The 26,391-nt window shown below is 68.4% G+C and carries 22 protein-coding genes and 2 riboswitches; of the genes, 12 read left to right on the top strand and 10 right to left on the bottom strand.

What is annotated here, in order from left to right:
• Nucleotides 1-396 precede the first annotated feature (396 nt).
• Complete coding sequence (gene cobM, locus QSJ95_RS28700; RefSeq protein ID WP_285646986.1) at nt 397-1,146, bottom strand: precorrin-4 C(11)-methyltransferase; 750 nt, start codon at nt 1,144-1,146, stop codon at nt 397-399.
• A 47-nt stretch (nt 1,147-1,193) separates the two neighbouring features.
• The gene (locus tag QSJ95_RS28695) at nt 1,194-1,598 is read right to left on the bottom strand and encodes a cobalamin biosynthesis protein (RefSeq protein WP_285646984.1); all 405 of its coding nucleotides are present in this window, start codon (nt 1,596-1,598) and stop codon (nt 1,194-1,196) included.
• Between the two features lie 99 nt (nt 1,599-1,697).
• Nucleotides 1,698-1,888: riboswitch (cobalamin riboswitch) on the top strand.
• Between the two features lie 92 nt (nt 1,889-1,980).
• On the opposite strand from QSJ95_RS28695, the gene cobW reads away from it, so the two are divergent.
• Complete coding sequence (gene cobW / locus QSJ95_RS28690) at nt 1,981-3,033, top strand: cobalamin biosynthesis protein CobW (RefSeq protein WP_285646983.1); 1,053 nt, start codon at nt 1,981-1,983, stop codon at nt 3,031-3,033.
• Nucleotides 3,034-3,228: 195 nt separating this feature from the next.
• The gene (cobN, locus tag QSJ95_RS28685; RefSeq protein WP_285646981.1) at nt 3,229-6,960 is read left to right on the top strand and encodes a cobaltochelatase subunit CobN; all 3,732 of its coding nucleotides are present in this window, start codon (nt 3,229-3,231) and stop codon (nt 6,958-6,960) included.
• 503 nt (nt 6,961-7,463) lie between these two features.
• On the opposite strand, the gene QSJ95_RS28680 is transcribed toward cobN, so the two are convergent.
• On the bottom strand, nt 7,464-8,561 hold the full coding sequence (locus QSJ95_RS28680; protein WP_232244684.1) for a 3-deoxy-7-phosphoheptulonate synthase: 1,098 nt from the start codon (nt 8,559-8,561) through the stop codon (nt 7,464-7,466).
• Between the two features lie 275 nt (nt 8,562-8,836).
• Nucleotides 8,837-8,971, bottom strand: a complete 135-nt coding sequence (locus tag QSJ95_RS28675) for a hypothetical protein (protein ID WP_257724148.1) — start codon at nt 8,969-8,971, stop codon at nt 8,837-8,839.
• A 156-nt stretch (nt 8,972-9,127) separates the two neighbouring features.
• Between QSJ95_RS28675 and QSJ95_RS28670 the strand changes: the two genes are divergently transcribed.
• The 3 genes from QSJ95_RS28670 to QSJ95_RS28660 are packed head-to-tail and all read left to right on the top strand — an operon-like array spanning nt 9,128 to nt 11,181.
• Nucleotides 9,128-10,129 carry a magnesium chelatase ATPase subunit I gene (locus QSJ95_RS28670; protein ID WP_285646974.1) on the top strand — a complete coding sequence of 334 codons (1,002 nt, stop codon included), beginning with the start codon at nt 9,128-9,130 and terminating at the stop codon, nt 10,127-10,129.
• Nucleotides 10,111-10,809, top strand: a complete 699-nt coding sequence (locus tag QSJ95_RS28665; protein WP_285646996.1) for a vWA domain-containing protein — start codon at nt 10,111-10,113, stop codon at nt 10,807-10,809. The genes QSJ95_RS28670 and QSJ95_RS28665 overlap by 19 nt, the downstream gene beginning before the upstream one ends.
• 33 nt (nt 10,810-10,842) lie before the next feature.
• Nucleotides 10,843-11,181, top strand: a complete 339-nt coding sequence (locus QSJ95_RS28660) for a hypothetical protein (protein WP_285646972.1) — start codon at nt 10,843-10,845, stop codon at nt 11,179-11,181.
• Here the strand turns inward: QSJ95_RS28660 and QSJ95_RS28655 are convergent.
• The 3 genes from QSJ95_RS28655 to cbiE all read right to left on the bottom strand — a co-directional run bounded on the left by QSJ95_RS28655 (nt 11,178) and on the right by cbiE (nt 13,989).
• Nucleotides 11,178-11,801: a glutathione S-transferase family protein gene (locus tag QSJ95_RS28655; protein ID WP_285646970.1), complete on the bottom strand. Its 624-nt coding sequence runs from the start codon at nt 11,799-11,801 to the stop codon at nt 11,178-11,180. The two genes, QSJ95_RS28660 and QSJ95_RS28655, sit on opposite strands and share 4 nt — an antisense overlap.
• Before the next feature lie 260 nt (nt 11,802-12,061).
• Nucleotides 12,062-12,790: a cobalt-precorrin-6A reductase gene (locus QSJ95_RS28650; RefSeq protein WP_285646969.1), complete on the bottom strand. Its 729-nt coding sequence runs from the start codon at nt 12,788-12,790 to the stop codon at nt 12,062-12,064.
• On the bottom strand, nt 12,787-13,989 hold the full coding sequence (gene cbiE, locus QSJ95_RS28645; RefSeq protein WP_285646967.1) for a precorrin-6y C5,15-methyltransferase (decarboxylating) subunit CbiE: 1,203 nt from the start codon (nt 13,987-13,989) through the stop codon (nt 12,787-12,789). Before cbiE ends, QSJ95_RS28650 begins: the two co-directional genes overlap by 4 nt.
• A 77-nt stretch (nt 13,990-14,066) precedes the next feature.
• Nucleotides 14,067-14,250: riboswitch (cobalamin riboswitch) on the top strand.
• A gap of 91 nt (nt 14,251-14,341) precedes the next feature.
• On the opposite strand from cbiE, the gene cobG reads away from it, so the two are divergent.
• From cobG to QSJ95_RS28610, 7 genes are all read left to right on the top strand, one after another.
• On the top strand, nt 14,342-15,670 hold the full coding sequence (cobG, locus tag QSJ95_RS28640; RefSeq protein ID WP_285646965.1) for a precorrin-3B synthase: 1,329 nt from the start codon (nt 14,342-14,344) through the stop codon (nt 15,668-15,670).
• Entirely contained in the window at nt 15,663-16,289 is a 627-nt protein-coding gene (locus tag QSJ95_RS28635; RefSeq protein ID WP_009617200.1) for a precorrin-8X methylmutase, read from the top strand. The genes cobG and QSJ95_RS28635 overlap by 8 nt, the downstream gene beginning before the upstream one ends.
• A complete protein-coding gene (locus QSJ95_RS28630) occupies nt 16,286-17,029 on the top strand; it encodes a precorrin-2 C(20)-methyltransferase (protein ID WP_167361003.1) in 744 nt (247 codons plus the stop codon). The genes QSJ95_RS28635 and QSJ95_RS28630 overlap by 4 nt, the downstream gene beginning before the upstream one ends.
• Nucleotides 17,029-18,672: a precorrin-3B C(17)-methyltransferase gene (cobJ, locus tag QSJ95_RS28625; RefSeq protein ID WP_285646963.1), complete on the top strand. Its 1,644-nt coding sequence runs from the start codon at nt 17,029-17,031 to the stop codon at nt 18,670-18,672. Before QSJ95_RS28630 ends, cobJ begins: the two co-directional genes overlap by 1 nt.
• A 132-nt stretch (nt 18,673-18,804) precedes the next feature.
• The gene (locus tag QSJ95_RS28620) at nt 18,805-19,305 is read left to right on the top strand and encodes a sigma-70 family RNA polymerase sigma factor (protein WP_009617195.1); all 501 of its coding nucleotides are present in this window, start codon (nt 18,805-18,807) and stop codon (nt 19,303-19,305) included.
• Nucleotides 19,302-20,279 carry a FecR domain-containing protein gene (locus QSJ95_RS28615; protein WP_285646960.1) on the top strand — a complete coding sequence of 326 codons (978 nt, stop codon included), beginning with the start codon at nt 19,302-19,304 and terminating at the stop codon, nt 20,277-20,279. The genes QSJ95_RS28620 and QSJ95_RS28615 overlap by 4 nt, the downstream gene beginning before the upstream one ends.
• A 302-nt stretch (nt 20,280-20,581) precedes the next feature.
• Nucleotides 20,582-23,023: a TonB-dependent siderophore receptor gene (locus tag QSJ95_RS28610; RefSeq protein WP_285646958.1), complete on the top strand. Its 2,442-nt coding sequence runs from the start codon at nt 20,582-20,584 to the stop codon at nt 23,021-23,023.
• A gap of 254 nt (nt 23,024-23,277) precedes the next feature.
• Here QSJ95_RS28610 and QSJ95_RS28605 read toward each other — a convergent pair whose 3' ends face one another.
• From QSJ95_RS28605 to QSJ95_RS28595, 3 genes are read right to left on the bottom strand one after another with little or no spacing between them, the layout of a single operon-like run.
• Nucleotides 23,278-24,261: an SEL1-like repeat protein gene (locus tag QSJ95_RS28605; protein ID WP_502945327.1), complete on the bottom strand. Its 984-nt coding sequence runs from the start codon at nt 24,259-24,261 to the stop codon at nt 23,278-23,280.
• Between the two features lie 49 nt (nt 24,262-24,310).
• On the bottom strand, nt 24,311-25,312 hold the full coding sequence (locus QSJ95_RS28600) for an SEL1-like repeat protein (RefSeq protein WP_285646953.1): 1,002 nt from the start codon (nt 25,310-25,312) through the stop codon (nt 24,311-24,313).
• A gap of 31 nt (nt 25,313-25,343) precedes the next feature.
• On the bottom strand, nt 25,344-26,387 hold the full coding sequence (locus tag QSJ95_RS28595; RefSeq protein ID WP_285646950.1) for an SEL1-like repeat protein: 1,044 nt from the start codon (nt 26,385-26,387) through the stop codon (nt 25,344-25,346).
• Nucleotides 26,388-26,391: the final 4 nt, after the last annotated feature.

The following is a 26,391-nucleotide window of genomic DNA, read 5'->3' as shown; positions in this document are numbered from 1 at the left end:
AGCGCAACCGCATGGGTTTCGCAAGCTCAACCCATCCTACGAAGAGCGCCTCGGCGCAGACAGTTGCTCCTGCAAGGTGCGGAGAAAGCCATCGCAGGATGGGTTGAGCGAAGCGATACCCATCGCCACGGCGGGGGGCTGTGGGGCCGGGTTTAAGAGCGCCCTCTCCCTAACCCTCTCCCTGAAGGGAGAGGGGACCGTTGGGCAGAGTTGGATGTGCTGCAGTTAGCCGGCTGTCTCGGCGGTTTCCGGCTGAAACCACTCCTCCTCTCGGCACGGACAAGCCCCCTCTCCCTTCAGGGAGAGGGCTGGGGAGAGGGTACGGAGGTCGGTGTAATGCCAGTGCATCCGGCAAACACCGTTCGCGAGCAAGCTCGCTCCTACACTCCTTCGTCATCAATCCGGCCGGTAGAGATGCCCATGCCCCGCGCTATACAACGACGACTCGCCGCCCCCCTCCGCCGCCAGCACCCGCCCGACCAGAATCAGCGCAGTCCGCTTGAAGCCCTTGGCCCGGGCCTTGGGCAGTATGTCGCCAAGAGTGCCGCTGACCTGGTCCTGGTCCGGCCAACTGGCGCGGTGGATCACCGAGATCGGGCAGTCCGCGCCGTAGTGCGGCAACAGCTCCGCGACGATCTTCTCCAGCTGCCCCACGCCCAGGTGGATGGCCATGCTCGCCCGGTGCCGCGCCAGGTCGCCCAGGGATTCCCCCTCGGGTATCTTCGTGCGGCTGGCGTAGCGGGTGAGGATCAGCGTCTGCGACACCTCCGGCAGCGTCAGCTCGCAGCCCAGCAGCGCGGCGCAGGCGGCGGTGGCGGTGACGCCGGGGACGATCTCGTAGGGAATGCCGAGCCGGCGCAGGTGCTGGATCTGCTCGCCGATGGCGCCGTACAGCGAAGGGTCGCCGGAATGCACGCGGGCCACGTCCTGGCCTTTCGCGTGGGCCTCGGCCAGCAGCGCGACTATCTGCTCCAGATGCAACTCGGCGGTGTTCACCACCACCTCGGCGCTGTGCCCTTCGAGCACCGCCTCGGGCACCAGCGAGCCGGCGTAGAGGATCACCGGGCAGCTGCGCAGCAGGCGCTGGCCCTTGACCGTGATGAGCTCGGGATCGCCGGGGCCGGCGCCGATGAAATAGACCGTCATGGGCGTTTCGCTTCGGATCGGGAAAGGCGCAAGTCTACCCCAGCACGCTATCCCATCAGAGCCGGCGCCATGGCCAGCGCGCAAGTGGCATTGGCGCTGCGCCGCTTGGGCACCACCAGCCGCGCTGGGCCCTCGGCCAGCGCTTCGGCCAGCGCCAGGGCAGCAGCCTCAGCCACGCCAGCGCTGCCGGTGACCTGGCGAGCCCGCTCGGAAGTGGAAGTCAGGCGCTGCTCGTAAGGCGCCAGGCGCTGCGCATCCAGCAGTTCCAGGGGCAGGCGCAGTTGCCGCGACAGATCGCGCAGGCCGCCTTCCAGGGCCTTGGCCTCGCTGCTGGCCAGCGCGCTCAGCGCCGCCTCGTCGAAGCCGGCCTCGCGCAGGCAGGCGCGCAGCAGGGCGAGCAGTTCGTCGGCGCCGCAGCCACGGCGGCACCCCAGTCCGGCAACCAGTATCACGCGGGCGATCCTTCCACGGGCAATCGCCGGGCAGCACAGCACGGCCCAGGCAGAGCGTCAACCGGCCCGGCGGCGATTGACCGCCCGCCGGGCACTGCGTAGCCTTTGCCGCTTCGAGGTTCTCCGGCCCGGCGCCGGAGCTAAGAGGGAACGTGGTCAAGGCCACGGCTGCCCCCGCAACTGTGAACGATCCAAACCCCTTCGAATGCCACTGCCCACGGGCGGGAAGGCGAAGGCCAGGCGCAAGCCGGATCGTGAGCCAGGAGACCTGCCTCGAACCAGCATTACCACAACCGGGCGGGGTGATCCGGTGGCGGCTTCCGACGCGCGGAACCTCCGTGCGCGCGCCTCTGCCTCCCGCCATCGCAGCGCAGAGGCGACCATGCAAACCCTGGCCAAGCTCCCCGTCACCATCGTCACCGGCTTCCTCGGCGCCGGGAAGACCACCCTGCTCCGGCACATGCTCGACAACGCCGAAGGTCGCTGCATCGCGGTGATCGTCAACGAGTTCGGCGAACTGGGCATCGACGGCGAAATCCTCAAGCAATGCTCCATCGGCTGCAGCGAAGAAGAAGCCGTGGGCCGCGTCTTCGAACTGGCCAACGGCTGCCTGTGCTGCACCGTGCAGGAAGAGTTCTTCCCGGTGATGCGCGAACTGGTGGCGCGCCGCGGCGAGCTGGACCAGATCCTCATCGAGACCAGCGGCCTGGCCCTGCCCAAGCCCCTGGTGCAGGCCTTCCAGTGGCCGGAAATCCGCAACGCCTGCACGGTGGATGCGGTGATCACCGTGGTCGACAGCCCGGCGGTGGCCGCCGGCACCTTCGCCGCGCATCCCGAGCAGGTGGACGAGCAGCGCAGGCAGGACCCGAACCTGGACCACGAATCGCCACTGCACGAGCTGTTCGAAGACCAGTTGGCCAGCGCCGACCTGGTGGTGCTGAACAAGGCCGACCTGCTCGACGCCGACGCCCTCGCGCAAGTGCGCGCGCACGTGTCCGAAGAACTGCCGCCAGCGGTGAAGATAGTCGAAGCCAGCGCCGGCCAGCTGCCGCTGTCGGTGCTGCTGGGGCTCAACGCCGAGGCCGAGCTGCACATCGACAGCCGCCCCACCCACCACGACCACGAAGGCCACGAGGATCACGACCACGACGAGTTCGACTCCTTCCACGTCGACCTCCCGGAAGTGCAGGAACAGGCCCTGCTCGCCGCCCTCGGCCAGTTGGTGGAGCGCCACGCGGTGCTGCGCGTCAAGGGCTTCGCGGCCATCCCCGGCAAGCCCATGCGCCTGCTGGTGCAAGGCGTGGGCAAGCGCTTCGACAAGCACTTCGACCGCAAGTGGCTGAGCGACGAACCCCGCGCCACCCGCCTGGTGGTGATCGGCCAGGAGCTGGACCAGGCCGCCATCGCCAACGAGTTGCGCACCGCGCTGGCATGAATACCCTCACCCCCAACCCCTCTCCCGGAGGGAGAGGGGGGCTGATCCGGCGCTTCGCCGATAGGCCGGCGCACGAGCACGGGCCGTGCCCATCGGTAAGCACAATGTCCGCGCGCACACCGAACCGGCCCCCTCTCCCTTCAGGGAGAGGGCTGGGGAGAGGGCGCTCCTGACCGAGCGAAAGAGGTCCCCCGCATGCACCTGCTGCGCACCCAACCCGGCGGCTTCGTCCCCGACGACGGCATCGCCCACCTGGCCCAGACGCCCGCCGAGCTGGTCATCCTCTGCAGCGGCGACTCGCACCTGGCGCTGCTCGCTGAGGCCGCCCGCGCACTGCCCGACGACTACCCGAGCCTGCGCCTGGCCAACCCCATGCAGTTGCAGAACCACGCCTCGGTGGACCTCTACGTCGACGAGGTGCTGCAGCACGCCAAGGTCATCCTCATCTCGGTGCACGGCGGCGTCGGCTACTGGCGCTACGGCATCGAGCAACTGGTGGCCCTGGCCGGGCGCGGCGCCACGCTGATCCTGGTGCCCGGCGACGACAAGCCCGACCCCGAACTCAGCGCGCTGTGCAACGTCGCCCCCGAGGAGGCCGAACGCCTCTGGCAGTACCTGCGCCAGGGCGGCCTGGACAACGCCCGGCAGTTCTTCGCCAACCTGGCCAGCCAGTACCTGGACCGCGCCTATCCCTGGAACGAACCCCGCGCCCTGCCCCGCGTCGCCCTGCACCATCCCGGCCACGCTGAAGCCACCCTCACCCACTGGCAGGCCGAGTGGAACCCCGGCTGGCCGGTGGCGGCGCTGCTGTTCTACCGCACCCACCTGCAGGCGGCGAACACCGGCTTCATCGACACCTTCTGCGCCAGCCTGCGCGCGCAGCAGCTCAACCCGCTGCCGATCGCCGTGGCCAGCCTCAAGGAAGCAGCCTGCCTGGAGCAGGTCGAGGCGCTGCTGGACGAGGCCTGCGCCGAGCTGATCATCAACACCACCGGCTTCGCCCAGTCCAACCCGGACGCGCCCCAGGCCCGCCCGTTCCGCCGCGACGTGCCGGTGCTGCAGGCCATCTGCTCGCTGGACAACCTCGAACTGTGGCGCGCCAACGCCCAGGGCCTGGGCCCGCGCGACCTGGCCATGCACGTGGCGCTGCCGGAACTGGACGGCCGCCTGATCACCCGCCCCGTCAGCTTCAAGGGCCTGGCCTGGCGCAGCGAGCGCAGCCAGAGCGACGTGGTCTGCTACCTGGCGCACCGCCCGGGCATGGACTTCGTCGCCGAGCTGGCGCGGCGCTGGGTGCTGCTGGCGCGCAAGGCCAACGCCGACAAGCGCGTGGCGCTGATCCTGGCCAACTACCCGACCCGCGACGGGCGCATCGGCAACGGCGTCGGCCTGGACACGCCCGCGGCGGCGCTGAACATCCTCCGCGCCATGGAAGCCTCGGGCTACCCGGTAGCCGGCCTGCCGGAGACTGGCGATGCGCTTATCCACAGCCTGCTCGGCGGGGTGAGCAACGACCTCGACAACCTCGACCTGCGCCCCTGCGCCCAGAGCCTGGCGCTGGCCGACTACCTGGCCTGCTTCGCGCGCCTGCCCGAGGCCAACCAGCGCGCCGTGCGCGAACGCTGGGGCGAGCCCGAGCAGGACCCGATGCACCGCAACGGCCGCATGATGGTCGCCGGCCTGCGCCTGGGCCTGGCCTTCGTCGGCATCCAGCCGGCGCGCGGCTACCAGCTCGACCCGGCGGCCATCTACCACGACCCGGCGCTGGTCCCGCCGCACGGCTACCTGGCCTTCTACTTCTGGCTGCGTGAAGCCTTCGGCGCCGACGCGCTGATCCACGTCGGCAAGCACGGCAACCTCGAATGGCTGCCGGGCAAGGGCGTGGGCCTGTCCGAGGAGTGCTGGCCGGACGCGATCCTCGGCCCGCTGCCGAACCTCTACCCGTTCATCGTCAACGACCCCGGCGAGGGCGCCCAAGCCAAGCGTCGCAGCCAGGCGCTGATCATCGACCACCTGATGCCGCCGCTGACCCGCGCCGAGAACTACGGCCCGCTGCGCGACCTGGAGCGCCTGGCCGACGAGTACTACGATGCCTCGCTGCTGGACCCGCGCCGCGCCGTGCAGCTGCGCGGGGAAATCCTCGACGCGGTGCGCGCCGCCGCCCTGGACCGCGAGCTGGGCCTGCAACTCAACGACGACGAAGACAGCTGGCTGCCACAGCTGGACGCCTACCTCTGCGACCTCAAGGAATCGCAGATCCGCGACGGCCTGCACGTGTTCGGCGAATCGCCGGCGGGCCAGCTGCGCCGCGATACCCTGCTGTCGCTAGTGCGCATCCCGCGTGGCGACGGCAAGGGCGGCAACGCCAGCCTGCTGCGCGCCCTGGCGGCGGACCTGCAACTGGGCCGCGATCCGCTGGACAGCAACTTCGCCGAGCCCTGGGAAGGCCCGCGTCCCGAGGTGCTGCAAGCCGTCAGCGACGAACCCTGGCGCAGCAACGGCGACACCCGCGAGCGCCTGGAACTGCTGGCCCTGCAATTGATCGAGCACAACCTCGACGGCCCCGGCGAAGCCAGCGCGCTGGTCCTCCGGCAACTGCGGGAAAACGTGGCGCCGCTACTGGATGCCTGCGGCGCCAACGAGATCGGCCAGTTGCTGGCCGGACTATGCGGCCGCTTCGTCCCCGCCGGCCCCAGCGGCGCGCCCAGCCGCGGGCGCCTGGACGTGCTGCCCACCGGGCGCAACTTCTTCACCGTGGACGTGCGCAACCTGCCCACGCCCACCGCCTACCGCCTCGGCTTCCAGTCCGCCAGCCGCCTGCTGGAGCGCCACCTGCAGGACCACGGCGACCACCTGCGCCAGCTCGGCCTTTCGGTGTGGGGCACGGCGACCATGCGCAGCGGCGGCGACGACATCGCCCAGGCCCTGGCGCTGCTCGGCGTGCGCCCGGTGTGGCAGGCCGGCAGCCAGCGCGTGGAAGACTTCGAGATACTGCCGCTGAGCCTGCTCGACCGCCCGCGGGTGGACGTGACCCTGCGCGTCTCCGGGTTCTTCCGCGACGCCTTCGCCAACCTCATCCGCCTGTTCGACGCCGCGGTGCAAGCCGTGGCCGCGCTGGACGAGCCGGAAGACATGAACCCCCTGGCCGCCCGCGTGCGCGCCGAAAGCACGCAACTGCAAGCCAGCGGCGTGGCCGAGGAAGAAGCCCGGCGCCAGGCCGGCTGGCGCATCTTCGGCGCCCAGCCCGGCGCCTACGGTGCCGGCGTGCAAGGGGTGATCGAGGAACGCAGCTGGGAGAACCGCGCCGACCTCGCCGCGGCCTACCTCAACTGGGGCGGCTACGCCTACGGCGCCGGCGACGACGGCACCCCGGCGCGCGAACGCTTCGCCCAGCGCCTGGACGGCCTGCAGGCGGTGCTGCACAACCAGGACAACCGCGAGCACGACATCCTCGACTCCAACGACTACTACCAGTTCCAGGGCGGCATGCTCGCCGCCGCCGAGGTCATCCAAGAGCGCCGCGTGGCCAGCTACCACGGCGACCACAGCCAGCCGGACAACCCGCGCATCCGCACGCTGAAGGAAGAACTCGGCCGCGTGCTGCGCGCCCGCGCGGTGAACCCGAAATGGATCGCCGGGATGAAGCGCCACGGCTACAAGGGCGCCTTCGAAATGGCCGCCACGGTGGACTACCTGTTCGCCTTCGACGCCACCAGCGAACTGGTGGAAGACCACCAGTACCAACTGCTGGCCGACGCCTACCTGCTGGACGACGACACCCGCGAGTTCATCCAGCGCAACAACCCCGAGGCCTTGCGCGACATGGCCGAACGCCTGCTGGAGGCGCAGCAGCGCGGGCTTTGGCAGGAGCCAGGTGAGTATCGTGAGGCGTTGGAGAACATTCTGGTGGATAGCGAGGAGCAGTGAGGCGCGTGCTGGCTCTTCGTAGGAGCGAGCTTGCTCGCGAACGGAGTTTCCAGGTGGCTTAGGTGTTTTGGCTGAGCTCCGCCCCCTCTCCCCAGCCCTCTCCCTGAAGGGAGAGGGGGCTAGTCCGTGCCGAGAGAAGGAGTGGTTTCAGCCGGAAATCTTCGGCGCTGTCGGCTGACTCAGGAATACCCACGCACTCCGAACGGTCCCCTCTCCCTTCAGGGAGAGGGTTAGGGAGAGGGCGCTCTCATACCTGACACCGACACGACCGGGAGACTCCCTTCGCGAGCAAGCTCGCTCCTACAGCCTCACCCCGCCGCATTCAGTAACGTAGGGCGTATAACCGTTCGCGGTTATACGCCGATACACCCACCTCATGCCCGGCTTCCCGGTCGGCCCCGAAGCGCCCCCAACAGCGGCTCCGTGACGGGCCCCGGAGTGCGCGGAAACGTCGGATAAGCGGCGTATAACCGCGAACGGTTATACGCCCTACGCCGAGCCCATTACCCCCGCCGCAACCGCCCCGCCGCATCCAGCAACAACGCCTCGGTCCCACTCCACCCCAGGCACCCATCGGTAATGGAAACCCCGTAACGCAGCTCGCCCTTCAGCGGCTGGCAGCCGTCGAACAGGTGGCTCTCCAGCATCACCCCGCGCAGCGAGGCGTCGCCGCCCAGGCGCTGGTCGAGCACGCTGGCCAGCACCGCCGGCTGGCGCAGCGGGTCCTTGGCGCTGTTGGCGTGGCTGCAGTCGACCATGATCCGCGCCGGAATGCCCTGCTTCTCCAGCCCCTCGCGGGCCGCGCGCACGCTGGCCACGTCGTAGTTCGGCCCGCCGTGGCCGCCGCGCAGCACCAGGTGGGTGTCCGGGTTGCCGAGGGTCTGCACCAGCGCCGGGCGGCCCAGGCCGTCGATGCCGAAGTGCTGGTGCGGGTGCGCCGCCGAGCGCATGGCGTCGCAGGCGATGCCGAGGCTGCCGTCGGTGCCGTTCTTGAAGCCCACCGGCAGGTCCAGGCCGCTGACCATCTCGCGGTGCACCTGGGATTCGCTGGTGCGCGCGCCGATGGCGGCCCAGCCCAACAGGTCGTCGAGGTAGCCGGCCACCAGCGGCTGCAGCAGCTCGGTGGCCACCGGCAGGCCACGTTCGAGCATGTCCAGCATCAGCCGGCGCGACAGCGCCAGGCCCTCGGCCATGTCGCCGCTGCCGTCCAGGCGCGGGTCGTACACCAGGCCCTTCCAGCCGACGGTGGTGCGCGGCTTCTCGACGTAGGCGCGCATCACCAGCAGCAGCTGGTCGCTGACTTCGGGGGCCAGGGCGGCGAGGCGTTCGGCGTAGTCGAGGGCGGAATCGGCGTCGTGCAGGGAACAGGGGCCGACCACCACCAGCAGGCGCGGGTCGCGGCCGTCGAGGATGGCGCGGATGGCCTGGCGGTCGTGCTGTACACGTTCGGCCAGGGCGGCGGAAAGCGGCAGGCGCTGGCGCAGTTCGGCGGGGCCCGGCAGCGGCTGTTCGCGGCGGCGGGCGGAGGGGCGCGGCAGTTCGAGGACTTCGGCGGACTGCGGCAGGTCGTTGCGGATCAGGGCGGAAACGGAGGAATTCATGGACTGGCATCCTTGGCCGGCGCGGTCATGGCCGCGCGCGGCGCTATCTGAGTGTTCGACTGAGTAGTTCGGGTGTGGCAGCGGTACGGCTGCTAAATCGCCAGTCGGAGGTGCGGTAATAGCGGTAGGTGGTGTAGGCGGTCATGTTTCGATCCTTTGGTTGAAGTGCGTTGGCCTTGTGGGCCGGAAAAACAAAAACCCCGGTCGGGTTGCCGACCGGGGTTTGCTGAAACTGTCTGGTTGGCGACCCTGCTTGCTAGGGCGCCTGTGGGGTATCAGGCGCGCCTGTGGCTAAACCAATACCCATAGAAGAAATAACCGGCGGCAGCGGCCAGCACCTGCGCGCGAACGACCGCGGAGCCGATGGCACCGGGGCGGGCGAGGGACTGGATGGACAGGCTGGACGGCATGGTTATCTCCACAAGATGCCGGCCAAGCTACCGCATCGGCGCGGGGCTTTCAATCATCCTTTCCTATCGCCTTCATCGACGGCGCCTCGCCCGGCCGCGCCGGCTTCGCTACCATTCGCCTTCCATGCACGCCCAAGCTCGCCGCAGGTAACGCCCATGCAACCGCACTTCCCCCTCGCCGCCGTGGTCGCCGCCGACGACCTGAAACTGGCGCTGTGCCTGGCCGCCATCGACCCGGCCATCGGCGGGGTGCTGATCGAGGGCCCGCGCGGCATGGCCAAGTCGACCCTGGCCCGGGGCGTGGCCGACCTGCTCGACGGCGGGCGCTTCGTCACCCTGCCCCTGGGCGCCAGCGAGGAACGCATCGTCGGCACCCTGGACCTGGACGCCGCCCTGGGCGAGGGTCGCGCGCGCTTCTCCCCGGGCATCCTGGCCAACGCCGACGGCGGCGTGCTCTACGTCGACGAAGTGAACCTGCTGCCCGACCACCTGGTGGACCTGCTGCTGGACGTGGCCGCCAGCGGCGTCAACCACGTCGAGCGCGATGGCCTGTCCCACAGCCACCCGGCGCGCTTCGTGCTGATCGGCACCATGAACCCCGAGGAAGGCGAACTGCGCCCGCAACTGCTGGACCGCTTCGGCCTCAAGGTCGAGCTGGGCGGCACGCCGCCGCCGGCCGAGCGCGCCGAGATCGTTCGCCGCCGCCTGGCCTTCGACGCCGACGCACAGGCCTTCCTCGGCCACTGGCAGGCCGAGCAGGACGTCCTGCGCCAACGCTGCGCCCAGGCCCGCCAGCGTCTTCCCGGCATTCCCCTGGACGACGCCGCGCTGCAGGCCATCGCCGAGCGCTGCTACGCCGCCGGGGTGGACGGCCTGCGCGCCGACCTGGTCTGGCTGCGCGGCGCCCGCGCCCATGCCGCCTGGCGCGGCGCCGAGCGCATCGCGACGGAAGATATCGACGCCCTGGAGCCCTTCGCCCTCGCCCATCGCCGCCGCCATGCGCCGCCACCACCGGCGCAGCCGCAGGCGCCACAGGCCCCGGCCGCCAACCAACCCGAACAAGGCGCGCAAAACGAAGGCCAGTGGGGCGAACTGCCGCCCCGCGCCGTGCCCGCCGGCGCCACCCGCGAACTGCCGCGCTGGCCAAAAAAGCCCTGAGCATCCGCCCGCGCCCGGCCCCAGGCGCGGATGCCAGCCCCACACCCGGCCAACTCGCCGGCGGCCGCAGCGGCGCCCGCCGGCACGGCGCGCAGTCGCGCGTCGATTGGCCAGCCAGCTTCCTGCGCGGGCGCCCGAAGAGACGTGACGACCTGGTGCTGCGCGCCCGCAGCGCCAAGCCCCGCGAACTCTGGCTGGTGATCGTCGACGCCTCGGCCAGCACCCGCCGGCACGGCGCCCTGGGCCAGGCCAAGGGCCTGCTGGCGGAAGTCTTCGAGCAGGCCTACCGGCAACGCGCGCGCCTGGCCGTGCTGCATGCCGCGGGGCGCCAGCCGCGCTGGCTGTGGCAGGGGCAGAAGGCTTCGGCGCAGTTGCGCGACTGGCTGCATGACCTGGGCGCTGGCGGCGGCACACCGCTGCCCGAGGCGCTGGCCCAGGCCGCCGACTGGCTGCAGCAGCGCCAGCGCCACAAGCCCGGCGAACGCCAGCGCCTGCTGATCGTCACCGACGGCCGCCTGAGCGACTGCCCGTCCCTGGCGCCGCTGCCCTGCGCCAGCCTGCTGGTGGACATCGAGAGCGGCCCGGTACGCCTGGGCCGCGCCCGCCAGTTGGCTGCAGAACTGGAAGCGGATTACCGGCATATCAGCGAACTTCCCTGGAAGACCCAGCTACCCTCGTAAACCTACATATTTCCAGCACCCAGGAAGACCATTATGACGACAGTAGCGATTCTCTACCGGGAAACTGATACCGAGGAAATATCCGAACTGTTATGCAAGCATCAGCTATTGATGCTGCCCGCAGTGATGCGCAGCGAAGGCCGACGACTGGCCGCAACATTGGACAGTGCGCGCGACGAGAATGGCAATGGTGTACTGCTGCTGGAGATTCCAGTGCAGACGCGTGAGTATGGCGAAGACTTCATCGCCGTCTTCTTCCATACCAACCGCTACGACTACCGCAGCCAGGGACAGCTGCAAGCCACCATGCAAAGGGCCCAGAATGCATGGGAAGACGCAGGTGGGCCGAACGAGTTCTTCGTCGAAACCTAGGGCATCCCGTTGCAGCCATGCTCGCGATAGCCAGGTCGCCGGCTCAGCAACTCGTAGTAGGCAGCTACCGCGGGCAGCTCGGGGCGCGGCAGCGGCGTCATGAACCAGCGTTGCACGGACAACCCGAGGACGATGTCGGCCAGGCTGAAGGCTGTGCCAGCGACGTAGGCGCCGGTCTTCTCCAATTGGGCTTCGAGGATTTGCATGTGCCGCACCCACTCGCGCTCACCGACGGCCAGGGCCGCGGCATCGGCATGGGCCGGGCTGTTGCGCACCCGCGCCATGAACACGTAGCGCCAGGCGTTGTTCAGCTCGGTGGCCTGCCAGCCCATCCACTGCTCCACCAACGCCCGTTCGCGAGGCGCGGACGGCAGCAGCTCGTCGCGCGGGTACTGGCTGGCGAGGTAACTGCAAATGGCATTGCTCTCCCAGAGCACGAAATCGCCGTCCACCAGCACCGGCACCAGCGCATTGGGATTGAGCGCGAGGAATTCCTCCGAGTCGGTGGCGCGGAAACCGCTGCCCCAGTCTTCCCTGGCGTAGGGAAGCTGTAGCTCGGCGCAGGTCCACAGTACCTTGCGCACGTTGATCGATGAGGCCTTGCCGAGAATCCGCAGCATCTGCCGGCTCCTTGCCGAAAAGGGCAGTTTAGAGCGTCGGCGGGCGGTTCGCGAGCAAGCCCTGCACCCTCCACCCCCGTAGGATGGGTTGAGCGAAGCGATACCCATCACCATGGCAGCATGGGTTTCGCATGCTCAACCCATCCTACGAAAGCACCCCGGCGCGATGGGCAAGACAATTGCTCCCATAGGCGGGGCGGCGCACATACGCTCTTCGTAGGAGCGAGGGGGACGCCTAGTTCTTGCTCGCGAACCCGGCCCTACAGAAGCGGCTCCAACACCATCCACAACGCCTCGACGCTGTCGAACCGCCGATCCACCTCGGGCAATTCCGGCCGCGCCAGGATCAGCACCGGCACGCCCCGCTCGCGCGCCACCTGCAGCTTCGGCTCGGTGGCCTGGCTGCCGCTGTTCTTGCTCACCAGCACGTCGGTGCCCAGGCGCGCGAACAGCTCGCGCTCGCCCTCCAGGCTGAAGGGCCCGCGCGCGCCCAGCACTTCGGCGCGCGCATTGCCCGGCAGGCTCTGCAAACAGCGCACGGTCCAGAACTGATGTCCGGGAATCTCGCCAAGGTGCTCCAGAGGCTCGCGCCCCAGGGTGAACAGCGGCCGGCGGAACGGCGCCAGGGCGGCGATCAACTGCGCCCAGCCTTCCACTTCGCGCCAGTCGTCACCGGGCCCGGGCTGCCAGCCGGGGCGACGCAGCGCCCAGCAGGGCACGCCGGCCAGCTGCGCGGCGCGGGCGGCGTTGCGGCTGATCTGCGCGGCATAGGGATGGGTGGCGTCGAGCAGCAGATCGTAGCCCTGCCCGGCGATGAAATCCGCCAGGCCCTCTGCCCCACCATAGCCGCCGACACGCACCTGGCAGGCCAGGTCGTCCGGCACCTTGCCCAGGCCGGCCAGGCTGTACAGGTGACCGGGACCGAGGCGGCGGGCGATGGCCAGGGCCTCGCCGATGCCGCCCAGCAGCAGGATGCGTTTGCCGCTCACGGCTTACGCACCGCCAGCAGGGTGATCGGCAGGGCCGCGCGCCAAGTGTCGAAGCCGCCCAGGGGCTGCGCCTGGGCCACCTGCAGGCGCACCAGCTCGCCGCCGTGGCGTTCGCGCCAGCCGACCAGGGCCGCCTCGCTCTGCAGGGTCACCGCGTTGGCCAGCAGCCGGCCACCGGGCTTGAGGCAATCCCAGCAATACTCCAGCACGCCCGGCACGGTGACGCCGCCGCCGATGAAGATGGCGTCCGGCGCCTCCAGGCCCTCCAGGGCTTCCGGTGCGCGCCCGGCCACCAGTTGCAGGCCGGGCACGCCGAGGGCGTCGCGGTTGTGGGCGATGTGCTCGAGGCGGCTTTCCTCGGCCTCGATGGCGAAGGCCCGGCAACTGGGGTGCGCGCGCATCCACTCGATGCCGATGGAGCCGCAGCCGGCGCCGACGTCCCAGAGCAGTTCGCCGGGCTCCGGGGCCAGGCGCGCGAGGGTCACCGCGCGCACGTCGCACTTGGTCAGTTGGCCGTCGTGGCGGTAGGCGTCGTCGGGTAGGCCGGGGGTCAGCGCCAGGCGCCGGGCATCGACGCCGGCCACGCAGTCGATGGCCAGCACATTGAGCGCGGCGGCCTCGTCCAGCGACCAGTCGGCGGCCAGGCCGTCGATGCGCCGCTCGCGCTCGCCGCCCAGGTGTTCCAGCACGCTCAGCCGGCTCGGCGCGAAGCCGCGTTCGCGCAACAACGCGGCCACCGCTGCCGGGCTGCGGCCATCGGCGCACAGCACCAGCAGGCGGCGCCCCGGATGCAGGCGCGCGTTCAGCGCCGCCAGCGGGCGGCCCACCAGCGACAGCAGCTCCACGTCCTGCAGCGCCCAACCCAGCCGCGCCGCCGCCAGGCTCACCGAGGACGGCGCCGGCAGCACGCGCATTTCCGCCGCCGGCAGCTGCCGCGCCAGGCTCGCGCCCACGCCGAAGAACAGCGGGTCGCCGCTGGCCAGCACGCAGGTCGGGGTGCCGCGCCGCGCCAGCAGCGGCGCCATGTCGAAGGGGCTCGGCCAGCGCCTGCGCTGCGCGCCGATGCACGGCGGCAGCAGGGCCAGCTGGCGCTCGCCGCCGAACACGTCGCTGGCCGCCAGCAGGGCGCGGCGGGCGGTCTTGCCGAGGCCGGCATAGCCGTCCTCGCCGATGCCGACGATGGTCAGCCAGGGCGTCATGGGGGTTCCTCTGCGTTGCGACACTGCGCCGCCGGCGTTCCGACGGGCAGGGTTTTCAAGGGGTCGGGCAAAGCGGGCATAATACAGCCTTCGTCGGTGCCCATCAGGGCCGAAGAGGGAACGCGCAGGAGCCATCCAAGCGCGGCTGCCCCCGCAACTGTAAGCAGCGAGTCCACGCGTCATTGGCCACTGGGAAACCGGGAAGGCCGCGTCGGGCGAAGACCTGCCAGCCAGGAGACCTGCCGACGGGACCAGTCGCGTGTGCAAGCATCGAGCGGGGTGTATCGATGTTGTAGATCCTCCCAATCAGGGGCGATCCGCAAGGTCACCGCGACCCAGCCATGGTGACCCTGTGCCGAATCTGCCGCCCGTTCCCCCTGTCGAAATCCGCCCGTCGCCCTGCCCGGGGCTGCTGCGCGTGGTCGCTTCCGGCGATGGCGGCATCTGCCGCATCAAGCTGCCCGGCGGGCGCCTCGACGCCAGTGGCGCCAGGGCCATCGCCCGCGCCGCCGAACGCCATGCCGACGGCGTGCTGGAGGCGACCAACCGCGCCAACCTGCAGATCCGCGGCGTGCACGAAGGCGCCGGCGCGGCGCTGTCCGCCGAGCTGCTGCAGGCCGGGCTGGGCCCGCGGGTGGCCGCCGCCGACGACGTGCGCAACCTGCTGCTCAGCCCCGCCGCCGGCGTCGACCCGGCCCAGGCCCTGGACGTCTCGCCACTGGCCGCCACGCTGCTCGACCTGTTGCAGGACAACCCGCGCTTCCACGGCCTGTCGCCCAAGTTCGCCCTGCAACTGGATGGCGGCGAATCCCTGGCGATGCTCGAACACCCCCACGACATCTGGCTGTCGGCCATGGACGCCGGGCGCTTCGCCTTCGGCCTGGCCGGCTGCCCGCCGCTGCGCGCGCAGGACAGCCCCGCGCTCGCCGCCGTCGCCAGCGAACAGGTGCCGGCCCTGGTCGAGGCGCTGTTGAACCTGTTCCTCGACCTGGCCGGCGAAGGCGTCTCGCGCATGCGCCAGTTGCTGGCGAAGGTTCCCGCGCAAGACCTGCTGTCGCGCCTCGACCTGCCGCTGCAACAGGACGTGGCCGACTGGCGCCGCGCCGCCGTCGAGCCCTTCGCCCACCTGGGCATCCGCCCGCAGCGCCAGGGCGGCCTGTGCAGCGTCGGCGCCGGCTTCGTCCTCGGCCGCCTGCACAGCGGGCTGCTGCGCGAACTGGCCGATCTCGCCGAACGCGAAGGCGACGGCAGCCTGCGCCTGACGCCCTGGCAGGGCCTGCTGCTGCCCAACGTGCCGGCCGCGCGCGCCAGCGCCGTGCTCGTCGCGCTCGACAGCCTGGGCCTGATCACCTCGGCCGCACAGCCGCTGTCCCGGCTCGTGGCCTGCAGCGGCTCGGCCGGCTGCGCCCGCGGCCTGGCCGACACCAAGGCCGACGCCCTGCGCCTGGCCGAACGCCTGCGCGCGCCGCTGCCCGCCGGCGTGCACCTGTGCGGCTGCCCGCGCTCCTGCGCCGCCGCCCACGTGGCGCCGCTGACCCTGCTGGCCGTCGCCGACGGCCGCTACGACCTCTACCGCCGCGCCCCCGGCCACGCCGGCTTCGGCCAGCCGCTGGCGCGCGACCTGACCCTCGACGCCGCGGCCGACCGGCTGCGCGATCCCGGAGCCCTACCCGATGCTTGACTACATCCGCGACGGCCAGGCGATCTACCGCCAATCCTTCGCCACCATCCGCGCCGAGGCCGACCTCTCGGCCATTCCTGCCGACCTGGAAAAGCTCGCCGTGCGGGTGATCCATGCCTGCGGCATGGTCGACGTGGTGCAGGACCTGCGCTTCTCCCCCGGTGCCGGCGCCATCGGCCGCGCGGCCCTGGCGGCGGGCGCGCCGATCCTCTGCGACGCGCGCATGGTCGCCGAGGGCATCACCCGCGCACGCCTGCCGGCGGCCAACGAGGTGATCTGCACGCTCAACGAAGCGGACGTCCCGGCCCTGGCCCGCGAGCTGGGCAACACCCGCTCGGCGGTGGCCCTGGAGCACTGGCGCGAACACCTGGAAGGCAGCGTGGTGGTGATCGGCAACGCCCCCACCGCGCTGTTCTACCTGCTGGAAATGCTCGACGCCGGCGCGCCGAAGCCGGCGCTGATCCTCGGCTTCCCGGTGGGCTTCGTCGGCGCCGCCGAATCCAAGGACCTGCTCGCCGCCGACAGCCGCGGCGTGCCCTACGTCATCGTCCGCGGCCGCCGCGGCGGCAGCGCCATGGCCGCCGCCGCGGTGAACGCCCTGGCCACGGAGGTGGAATGATGACTGGCCGCCTGCTCGGCCTGGGCGTCGGCCCCGGCGACCCCGAACTGATCACCCTCAAGGCCCTGCGCCTGCTGCAAGCCGCGCCCGTGGTCGCCTACTTCGTGGCCAAGGCCAAGCACCACGCCGGCCATGGCGGCAACGCCTTCGGCATCATCGAGCAGCACCTGGGGGCGAGCCAGCAGCGCCTGCCCCTGGTGTACCCGGTGACCACCGAGAAGCTGGAGCCGCCGCTGACCTACGAGGGCGTCATCAGCGACTTCTACGACACCGCCGCCGAACAGGTCGCCGGCCACCTGGAAGCCGGCCGCGACGTCGCGGTGATCTGCGAGGGCGACCCGTTCTTCTACGGCTCCTACATGTACCTGCACGACCGCCTGGCCGAGCGCTACCCGGCCGAAGTGGTGCCCGGCGTGTGCTCCATGCTGGGCAGCGCGGCGGTGCTCGGCGTGCCGCTGGTGTACCGCAACCAGAGCCTCTCGGTGCTCTCCGGCGTGCTGCCGGAGGACGAGCTGAAGCAGCGCCTGGCGGCCGCCGATGCGGCGGTGGTGATGAAGCTCGGGCGCAACTTCGACAAGGTCCGCCGCGTGCTCCGTGAACTGGGCCGCGACGGCGGCGCGCACTACGTGGAACGGGCGACCATGCGCGAGCAGCGCATCGTGCCGCTGGACGAGGTGGACCCGATGGCCTCGCCCTACTTCTCCATGGTGGTGATCCCCGGGCAGAGGTGGCGCGGCTGATGAACGCCTCCCCCGCCATCGTCATCCTCGGCGCCAGCGCCCTGGCCACCGCCCGACGCCTGCAGGCGCTTTATCCACAGGCGCGCATCCACGGCCTGCAAGGTCGCGTCGACGGCGCCGAGGAAAGCTACCAGGACTTCGGCGACAGCCTGCGCGCGCTCTATCGCAGCGGTACGCCGATCATCGCCCTGTGCGCCGCCGGCATCGTCATCCGCAGCCTGGCCGCGGCGCTGCAGGAAAAAGGCGCGGAGCCGCCGGTGCTGGCCGTGGCCGAGGACGGCAGCGCGGTGGTGCCGCTGCTGGGCGGCCTGGCCGGGGTCAACCGCCTGGCCCGGGAGATCGCCGCCGCGCTGGAAGTGGCGCCGGCCATCACCACCAGCGGCGAGCTGCGCTTCGGCACCTGCCTGCTGGAGCCGCCGCCAGGCTATGCCCTGGCCGACATCGAGCAGGGCAAGCGCTTCGTCGCCGACCTGCTCGGCGGCGAAAGCCTGCGCATCGACGGCGACGCGCCCTGGCTGGCCGCAGCGCGCCTGCCGCTGGCCGAGGACGCCCGGCGCAGCGTGCGGGTGACCTGCGAGGCACGCCCGGCGCAGCGCGACGAACTGCTGATCCACCCGCGACAGGTGCTGGCGGAGGTCGCCGCGCCTGTGGACGACCTTGCCGAACGGGTCCGCCAGGCCTTGCGCGCGTCCGGGCTGGCGGAGGCCGCCCTGGCCGCCCTGCTCGCCCCGCGCCGGCACATGGCCGATGCGAGCCTGGCCGAGGCCGCAAAAGCGCTCGACGTGCCGCTGCGCTTCATCGATGAGCAAGCCTTGCCGGCGGCGCAGGATGGCATCCACCTGCGCCTCGCCGACTCCCCCGAGCAGGCCGCCGGCATCGGCCGCCCACGCGGGCGCCTGAGCGTGATCGGCCTCGGCCCCGGCGCCGCCGAGCACATGACGCCGGCGGTGCGTCGCGCCCTGGATGAAGCCCAGGACCTGCTCGGCTACGAGACCTACGTGAAGATGGCCGAGCCGCTGCGCGCGGGCCAGGTGCGCCACTGCAGCGACAACCGCGAGGAGATGCAGCGTGCCCGCCACGCCTTCGAACTGGCCGCCAGCGGCCGGCGGGTGGTGGTGGTGTCGTCCGGCGACCCGGGTGTGTTCGCCATGGCCGCGGCGGTGGTCGAAGCGCTGCATGAAAGCAGCGATGCCGAGTGGCACAACGTCGAGCTGGAAGTGCTGCCCGGCGTTTCCGCCGCCCTGGCTGCCGCGGCCAAGGCCGGCGCGCCGCTGGGCCACGACTTCTGCCTGATCTCGCTGTCGGACAACCTCAAGCCCTGGGAAGTCATCGAAAAGCGCCTCGACCACGCCGGCGCCGCCGACCTGGCCATGGCCTTCTACAACCCCATCTCCAGGGCCCGCCCCTGGCAGCTGGGCCGCGCCCTGGAGATCGTCCGCCAACACCGCGCGCCGCAGACCCTGGTGGTGCTCGGCCGCGACATCGGCCGCCCGGCCGAGGCGCTGCGCACGCTCACCCTCGGCGAGTTGCAGCCGGAGATGGTGGACATGCGCACCCTGGTGATCATCGGCTCGTCGCTCACCCGCCGCTTCCCCCGAGCCGGCGGTGGCGATTGGGTGTATACGCCGCGGTGGTATCGCTGAGACAGGCCAGGCGGCGGATAACCGCGAACGGTTATGCGCCCTACGTCCCTGGAAGTTCGGCGCCCGCTTGCAAATGGCCATTGCGTTGATGAAAATGCGACGAATTATCATTCTTCATCTTTCCCGGCGCCCATGGCCTCCTCCACCCTCGACATCGACCAGCTGTACAGCGACCACCACGGCTGGCTGCACGGTTGGCTGCGCAGCCGCCTGGGCAATGCCGCGGATGCCGCCGACCTGGCCCAGGACACCTTCCTGCGCGTGCTGCTCAAGCAGGAGCTGCTGGAGCTGCGCACCCCGCGCGCCTTCCTGCGCACCATCGCCCGCGGCCTGGTGATCGACCACTGGCGCCGCGAGGAACTGGAACGCGCCTACCTGGAGTCCATCGCCCACCTGCCGGAGGCGGAAACGCCCTCGGCGGAAACCCGCGAAATGCTCCTGGAGCTGCTGGAAGGCATCGCCCGCCTGCTCGACGGCCTGAAGCCCAAGGTGCGCAGCGCCTTCCTCCTGGCCCAGTGCGAGGGCCTACCCCACGCGCAGGTCGCCGAACGGCTCGGGGTTTCCGTGCGCTCGGTGGAGCGCTACGTGGCCGAGGCGCTGTTCCACTGCTACCAGGCGCGCTACGCCGAATGAACGCCAGCGCCGAACTGCAACCCGACGCCCGGGTGGTCAAGCAGGCCATCCAGTGGATGCTGCGCCTGTCCGGCGGCGCCGACCCGGCCGCGCAGGAAGCCTGCGCCCGCTGGCGCGCCCAGCGCGCCGAGCACGAACTGGCCTGGCAACGCGTGCAGTCGCTGAACCAGGAACTGCGCAGCGGCCTGCAGAGCGTACCGGGCAGCCGCGTGGCCCTGGAAACCCTGGAGAAAGGCAGCCAGCGCCTGCAACGGCGCCAGGCCCTGAAACTGCTCTCGGTGGTCGCCCTGGGCGGCTCCGCCCTGTGGCTGAGCCGCGACCTCGGCCCCTGGCAGCGCTGGAGCGCCGACTACGCCAGCGGCATCGGCGAACGCAAGCGCTTCGTCCTGGCCGACGGCAGCAAACTGCAGCTGAACACCGACACCGCCGTCGACGTCTTCTTCGCCCCGCAGCAGCGCCTGCTGGTCCTGCAGCGCGGCGAAATCCTCGTCAGCACCGCCAGGGACCCCGCCCGGCCGCTGCGCGTGCGCAACCGCGACGGCCTGTTCGAAGCCCTGGGCACCCGCTTCGTGCTGCGCCAGAACGCGAGCGACACCCTGCTCAGCGTGCAACAGGGCGCCGTGGCCATCGCCCCGCGCCGCCTGGGCCAGACCAGCACGCTGGCCGAGGCCGGCCAGCGCTATCTGGTCGACGCCAACGGCGCCACCCCGCTGGCCGCCAGCAGCATGGACAGCAGCGCCTGGGCCGACGGCCTGATCGTCAGCCGCGACATGCGCCTGGCCGACTTCCTCGCCGAAGTCGCCCGCTACCGCCACGGCCACCTCGGCTGCGACCCGCTGGTGGCCGACCTGCGCCTGTCCGGCGTGTTCCGCCTGGACGACACCGACAAACTGCTCGACCTGCTGCCGCGCACCCTGCCGGTACGCGTCATGCGTCGCAGCGATTGGTGGGTGACCGTCGAGGCCCGCACCTGAACCGCCGCGCCACATTGCCAGAGGGCGCGGTGCTCTTCGTAGGATGGGTTGAGCCTGCGAAACCCATGCTGCCGTGGCGATGGGTATCGCTTCGCTCAACCCATCCTACGGGAGTCACCAGCGAGCCCTGCAGTGGAGTCGGTTCGCGAGCAAGAACTAGGCGTCCCCCTCGCTCCTACGAAGAACCGCATGGGCGCCATCGGAAACCTTTTCGCGGATGAGAATTATTTTTGTCGGGTTTTCCGCACTGGCCCGGCATGGAGATAAACCCTCCCATTTCCCGCCCTGACGGATACCCCTCCATGCGCGCAGTCCCGGCCCGATCTCCCGCCCCGAACTCCCCCGCCAGCCGCCTCGCCATCGCCGTGCGCGGCGCCCTGCTGTGCGCCGCCCTGGGCAGCGCCCTGCCCCTGACGGCCTGGGCCGCCGACGCCGCCAACATCACCCGCAGCCGCGCCTACGCCATCCCCGCCGGGCCCCTGGGCGAGGTGCTCAACAGCTTTGCCCGCGAGGCCGGCATCACCCTCTCGGCCACCCCGCAGCAGACCGCCGGGCTGCAGTCCGAAGGGCTCAACGGCACCTACTCGGTGGACCAGGGCCTGGCCCGCCTGCTCGCCGACACCCCGCTGCAGGCCGAGGACCAGGGCGACGGCAGCTACGTGCTGCGCGCCGCCGGGCCCAAGGACGCCCTGGCCATGCCGGCCACCAGCGTGTTCGCCCTGGGCAACGCGCTGGGCAGCGAGGACGGCTACCTGGCCACCCACAGCCAGATCGCAACCAAGACCTCCAAGGCCCTGCTGGAAACCAGCCAGAGCGTCTCGGTGGTGACCCGCGAGCAGATCCAGGACCAGGGCTCGAAGACCGTGCAGCAGGCGATCCGCTACACCCCCGGCATCTTCACCGGCCAGGTCGGCGCCTCCAACCGCTACGACTACGTGGTGATGCGCGGCTTCGCCGACAACAGCGTGGACAACATCTACCTGGACGGCCTCAAGGCCATGGGCGACAGCGGCACCTTCAGCTCGATGCAGATCGACCCGTACTTCCTCGAACGCATCGACGTACTCAAGGGCCCGTCCTCGGTGCTCTACGGCCGCAGCCTGCCCGGCGGCCTGGTGGCGCTGACCAGCAAGAAGCCGCTGTACGAGGACTACCACCAGGTCACCGCCAGCGTCGGCAACATGCAGCAGCGCGAACTGGGCTTCGACTTCAGCGGCCCGCTGGACGAGGAGAAACGCATCGCCTACCGCGTGGTCGGCCTGGGCAAGGGCGCCGACACCCAGTTCGATCACACCAAGGAAGAGCGCTACGCCATCGCCCCGAGCCTGGCCATCGACTTCAGCGACGACACCACCCTGACCCTCCAGGGCTACCTGCAGCACGACCCCAACGGCGGCTACCACAGCGGCGTGCCGGCCGACGGCGCGCTGTACCACCACAACGGCCGCAAGATCGACCGCGACTTCTTCGACGGCGAACCGGGCATCGACGACTTCGACCGCACCCAGCGCATGTTCGGCTACCAGCTGGAGCACCGCATCGACGACGTCTGGTCGGCGCGGCAGAACTTCCGCTACCTGGAGTCCGACGTGAGCCTGGCGCAGGTCTACGGCTACGGCTGGACCGCCCCGGACAGCAACGAGCTGACACGCTACTTCTCCGGCGCCCGCGAGCGCCTGGAGGCCTACATCATCGACAACATGGCCCAGGCCGAATTCGCCACCGGCGCGGCGCAGCACACCCTGCTGATGGGCCTGGACTACCAGCGCCGGCACACCTCGGTGGACTGGTCCTCCGGCTCGGTGGCGCCCATCGACGCCTTCGACCCGGTCTACGGCAACGCCGCCATCAGCTACTACCCCGACGACAACCACACCCGCCGCCTGGAACAGACCGGCGTCTACGCCCAGGACCTGATCGACCTGGACAACTGGCGCTTCTCCCTGGGCATGCGCCAGGACTGGGTGACGGTGGAAGACAAGAACCGCAGCAGCGGCAGCAAGGCCGACGACGACTGGAAGAAATTCACCGGCCGCGCCGGCGTGCTCTACCTGTTCGACAACGGCATAGCGCCCTACGTCAGCTACTCCGAGTCGTTCAACCCCAACGCCTACTCCGACCAGAACGGCACCCCGCTGGAGCCCACCGAAGGCAAGCAGTGGGAGCTTGGCCTGAAGTACCAGCCGCCGGGCAGCGCCAGCCTGTACACCGCCTCGCTGTTCCACATCACCCAGGAGAACGTGGCCACCAAGGAGCCGCAGGACAACTTCTACACCTCGGTCGGCGAGATCCGCTCCCAGGGCCTGGAACTGGAAGCGCACATCCAGGCGACCAAGAACCTCAAGCTGCTGGGCAGCTACACCTACACCGACATCACCTACAGCAAGGCGCTGGACGGCAACCAGGGCCACACCCCGAACCAGGCGCCCAAGCACATGGCCTCGGTGTGGGCCGACTACGCCTTCGACGCAGGCCCCCTGGACGGCCTGAGCATCGGCGGCGGCGCCCGCTACGTCGGCGAAACCTGGGCGGACAAGGAAAACACCCTGCGCGTGCCCGACTACACCCTGGTCGACGCGCGCATCGGCTACGACCTTGGCAAGCTCGGCATGAAGGGCCTGGACGTCAGCCTCAACGCCAACAACCTGCTGGACAAGGACTACGTGGCCTCCTGCTACAATCTCGACTATTGCTACTTCGGCGAGAAACGCAACGTCACCGCCACGCTCAACTACCAGTTCTGAGCCCAAGCCGCCCGCACCGCGGGCGGCCCCTCACCCCAGCCCTTTTCCGCGCCCGCCGCATGCCCTCCCCAGGACCTGACGCGCGGGAGAGGCTTGGGGTGAGGGGCATGGACAAAAACCATGAAGCGGCAGACGCGCCTGAAAGCTCGCCGTAAAAAGCCCCTGACGACAAACTCCGTAGACTTTCAATCACCAAGGGCTGATCGATGCCAACCCCTAGGCAGGCCGCTCGGGTAACAACCGCGGCCTGCAACCTACCACTGGCTGGAAAACTCACCGGAAAGCGGTAGCCCTGTCTTCGGGTCCAGCTGCTTTTCCCGGGCCAACCGTTCCAGCAGTTCTTCGGAAGGCTTCTCTGGATCACCGACGGCTTCGCGCTCCTTCAGCCACTGGAAGGTACCGTCCCAATCAGGCAATTTGGCAGGAGGTAAAGGTACGATCTGATCAATATCTGGGATTTTTGGACTTTCATACTCATAGCGACCAAGAAACTTCTCTATCGCATGATAGCGATGCGCCCGCTCATCATCCTTAGGCAAGCCCAAGTAATATAGTTCTTCTTCCGCAGATGGCCCCTCAAAAGCCTTTGCTATCCTACGAGCCGACGCTACATTTCCTGACATCACACCTTTGTGCAGTGCAAGCACAGCGGTGGGATAGTCTTTAAGTTCCTGAAGATAGCCAGCTAAATCACTTGCTGCCTTTCCATGCCCTTGCTCCATGGCACAACGGCGCATTTGCAGCATTACATCTTTAGGCCCAACGACTCTCCCCAAAAGCTCAGCCACATAATACTGCGCATCTGGACTCCCTAGATCTGCTGCTTTACGCATGTAGATTCGGGCCTTTTCCTCATTCTGCTCAATTCCATACCCCAGCGAGAGATAATGCCCCATATCGTAATACCCGCCGGGCACTCCCTGATCGATCAGTTGCCTGGCCAATGCAATGGTTTCACGCGGTGCATCCGGTGACGCCGCCATGCCCTGCGAGACAAGGTCCTGCAAACGTCCGTTCGCCTTGTAGTGGCCTAGCGCGGCGGAAATGCGGTAATAGCGCGCGGCGGCATCGAAGTCCTTTGGGCCGGATCTACGCTCGATAAATAGACCATAGCGATAGAGCCGATCCGCCTCCTGATCCACCCCTGGCAAATTGTCCGACTCATGGCGGCAGGCAAACGCCAGGTTGGCATATGCAGCCTGCGCTGGCGGCGCCTGGTCTTCGAAGCAACCACCCAGGCCCGGCAGCAATGCCACGGCAAGAAACCCTAACGTGTTCCGCAAACCATCATCCTTGTCTGGAAAACTCACCGGACAGCGGCAGCCCAGTCTTCGGGTCCAGCTGCTTTTCCCGGGCCAACCGTTCCACCAGCTCTTCGGAAGGCTTCTCCGGATCACCAGCGGCTTCGCGTTCCTTCAGCCACTGGAAGGTGCCATCCCACTCCGGCAGTTTGGCTGGAGGTAAAGGTACTATCTGATCGACATCCGGCACCTTGGGATTCTGGTATTCATAGTTTGTGAGAAACTTACTGATCCGGCTGTAACGCCTGGCGCGCTCCTTATCACCTGCCAGCCCCAGAGAGAAGAGTTCATTATTCACATTTTCAGGACTGAAGGCATCGCCAAGAAACGATGCCGAAAAGACACTCCCTGATCTGACAGCCTCTTGATAAGCCTTTAGTGACTCGGAATACTCTCGAGTGACCTTCAGATATCCCGCCAAGGCATCAGCGGCCGCTGCATGCCCTTGCTCCATCGCACATCGACGCATCGCCAGCATATCTTTCTTCGGACCAGCATATTTCCCAAACAGCTCAGCCACATAATATTGGCCATCAGGATTTCCCAGGTCCGCAGACCTCCGAATATAGCGTCGAGATTTTTCATCATCCTGTTCGACGCCATACCCTAGGGAAAGATAATGTCCCATATCGTAGTACCCTCCTGGCACCCCCTGATCGATCAGTTGCCAGGCCAATGCAATGGTTTCACGCGGTGCATCCGGTGACGCCGCCATACCCTGCGAGACGAGGTCCTGCAAACGTCCGTTCGCCTTGTAGTGGCCTAGCGCGGCGGAAATGCGGTAATAGCGCGCGGCGGCATCGAAGTCCTTTGGGCCGGATCTACGCTCGATAAATAGACCATAGCGATAGAGCCGATCCGCCTCCTGATCCACCCCTGGCAAATTGTCCGACTCATGGCGGCAGGCAAACGCCAGGTTGGCATATGCAGCCTGCGCTGGCGGCGCCTGGTCTTCGAAGCAACCACCCAGGCCCGGCAGCAATGCCACGGCAAGAAACCCTAACGTGTTCCGCAAACCATCATCCTTGTCTGGAAAACTCACCGGACAGCGGCAGCCCAGTCTTCGGGTCCAGCTGCTTTTCCCGGGCCAACCGTTCCACCAGCTCTTCGGAAGGCTTCTCCGGATCACCAGCGGCTTCACGCTCCTTCAGCCATTGGAAAGTGCCGTCCCATTCAGGCAGTTTGGCCGGTGGTAAAGGCACGATCTGATCGACATCCGGAACCTTGGGATTCTGGTACTCATGAATCTCCAAAAACTTGCTGATCAAGCTGTAACGTCTGGAGCGCTCTTTATCACCTACCAACCCCAGACGGTAGAGTTCATTATTAACATTCTCAGGAGCAAAAGATTTCCCCAGATAATAGGCTGACAAACTATGCCCCGATCTAACTGCCTCTTGGTATGCCTTTACTGCCTCGGGGTAGTCTTGAAGCGCCTGCAAATACCCAGCTAAAGCACTGGCCCCCTCTGCATGTCCTTGCTCCATGGCACATCGGCGCAAGCGAACCATATCGTCTTTCGGCCCAACAATCCGCCCCAATAACTCCGCCACATAATATTGCGCATCGGGATTTCCCAAATCAGCAGCTTTCCGGATATAGCGTCGAGATTTTTCATCATCTTGCTCAACACCATACCCCTGAGAGAGGTAATGTCCCATATCATAGTATCCACCGGGAACACCCTGGTCGATCAACTGCTTCGCCAATGCAACGGTTTCACTTGGAGCGTCTGGTGAGTCAGCCATCCCCTGCGATACCATATCTTGCAGTCTTCCATTGGCCTTATAGTGGCCATGAGCGGCAGCAATCCGGTAATAACGAGCAGCCAAATTAAAATCTTTCGATCCTGTTTTTCGCTCAACAAACAACCCATAGCGATAAAGCAGATCTGCATCAGCACTCAACCGAGGGAGGCGATCCGCCTCATGAGTGCAGGAAAATTCTAGATTTTCATAAGCAGTTTGCAGTTTTCTCTGGGTGATCATTTTTTCATCTCTATCGAAGCAACCTGCCAGGCTGATGAGAAATAAGAGAGATAGGCCTAACTTAAAATTCCACATTTAT

It is taken from the genome of Pseudomonas sp. NBRC 100443, assembly GCF_030268185.1.
Taxonomy (GTDB): Bacteria; Pseudomonadota; Gammaproteobacteria; order Pseudomonadales; family Pseudomonadaceae; genus Pseudomonas; species Pseudomonas citronellolis.
This window is presented reverse-complemented; position numbering and strand designations above follow the sequence as displayed.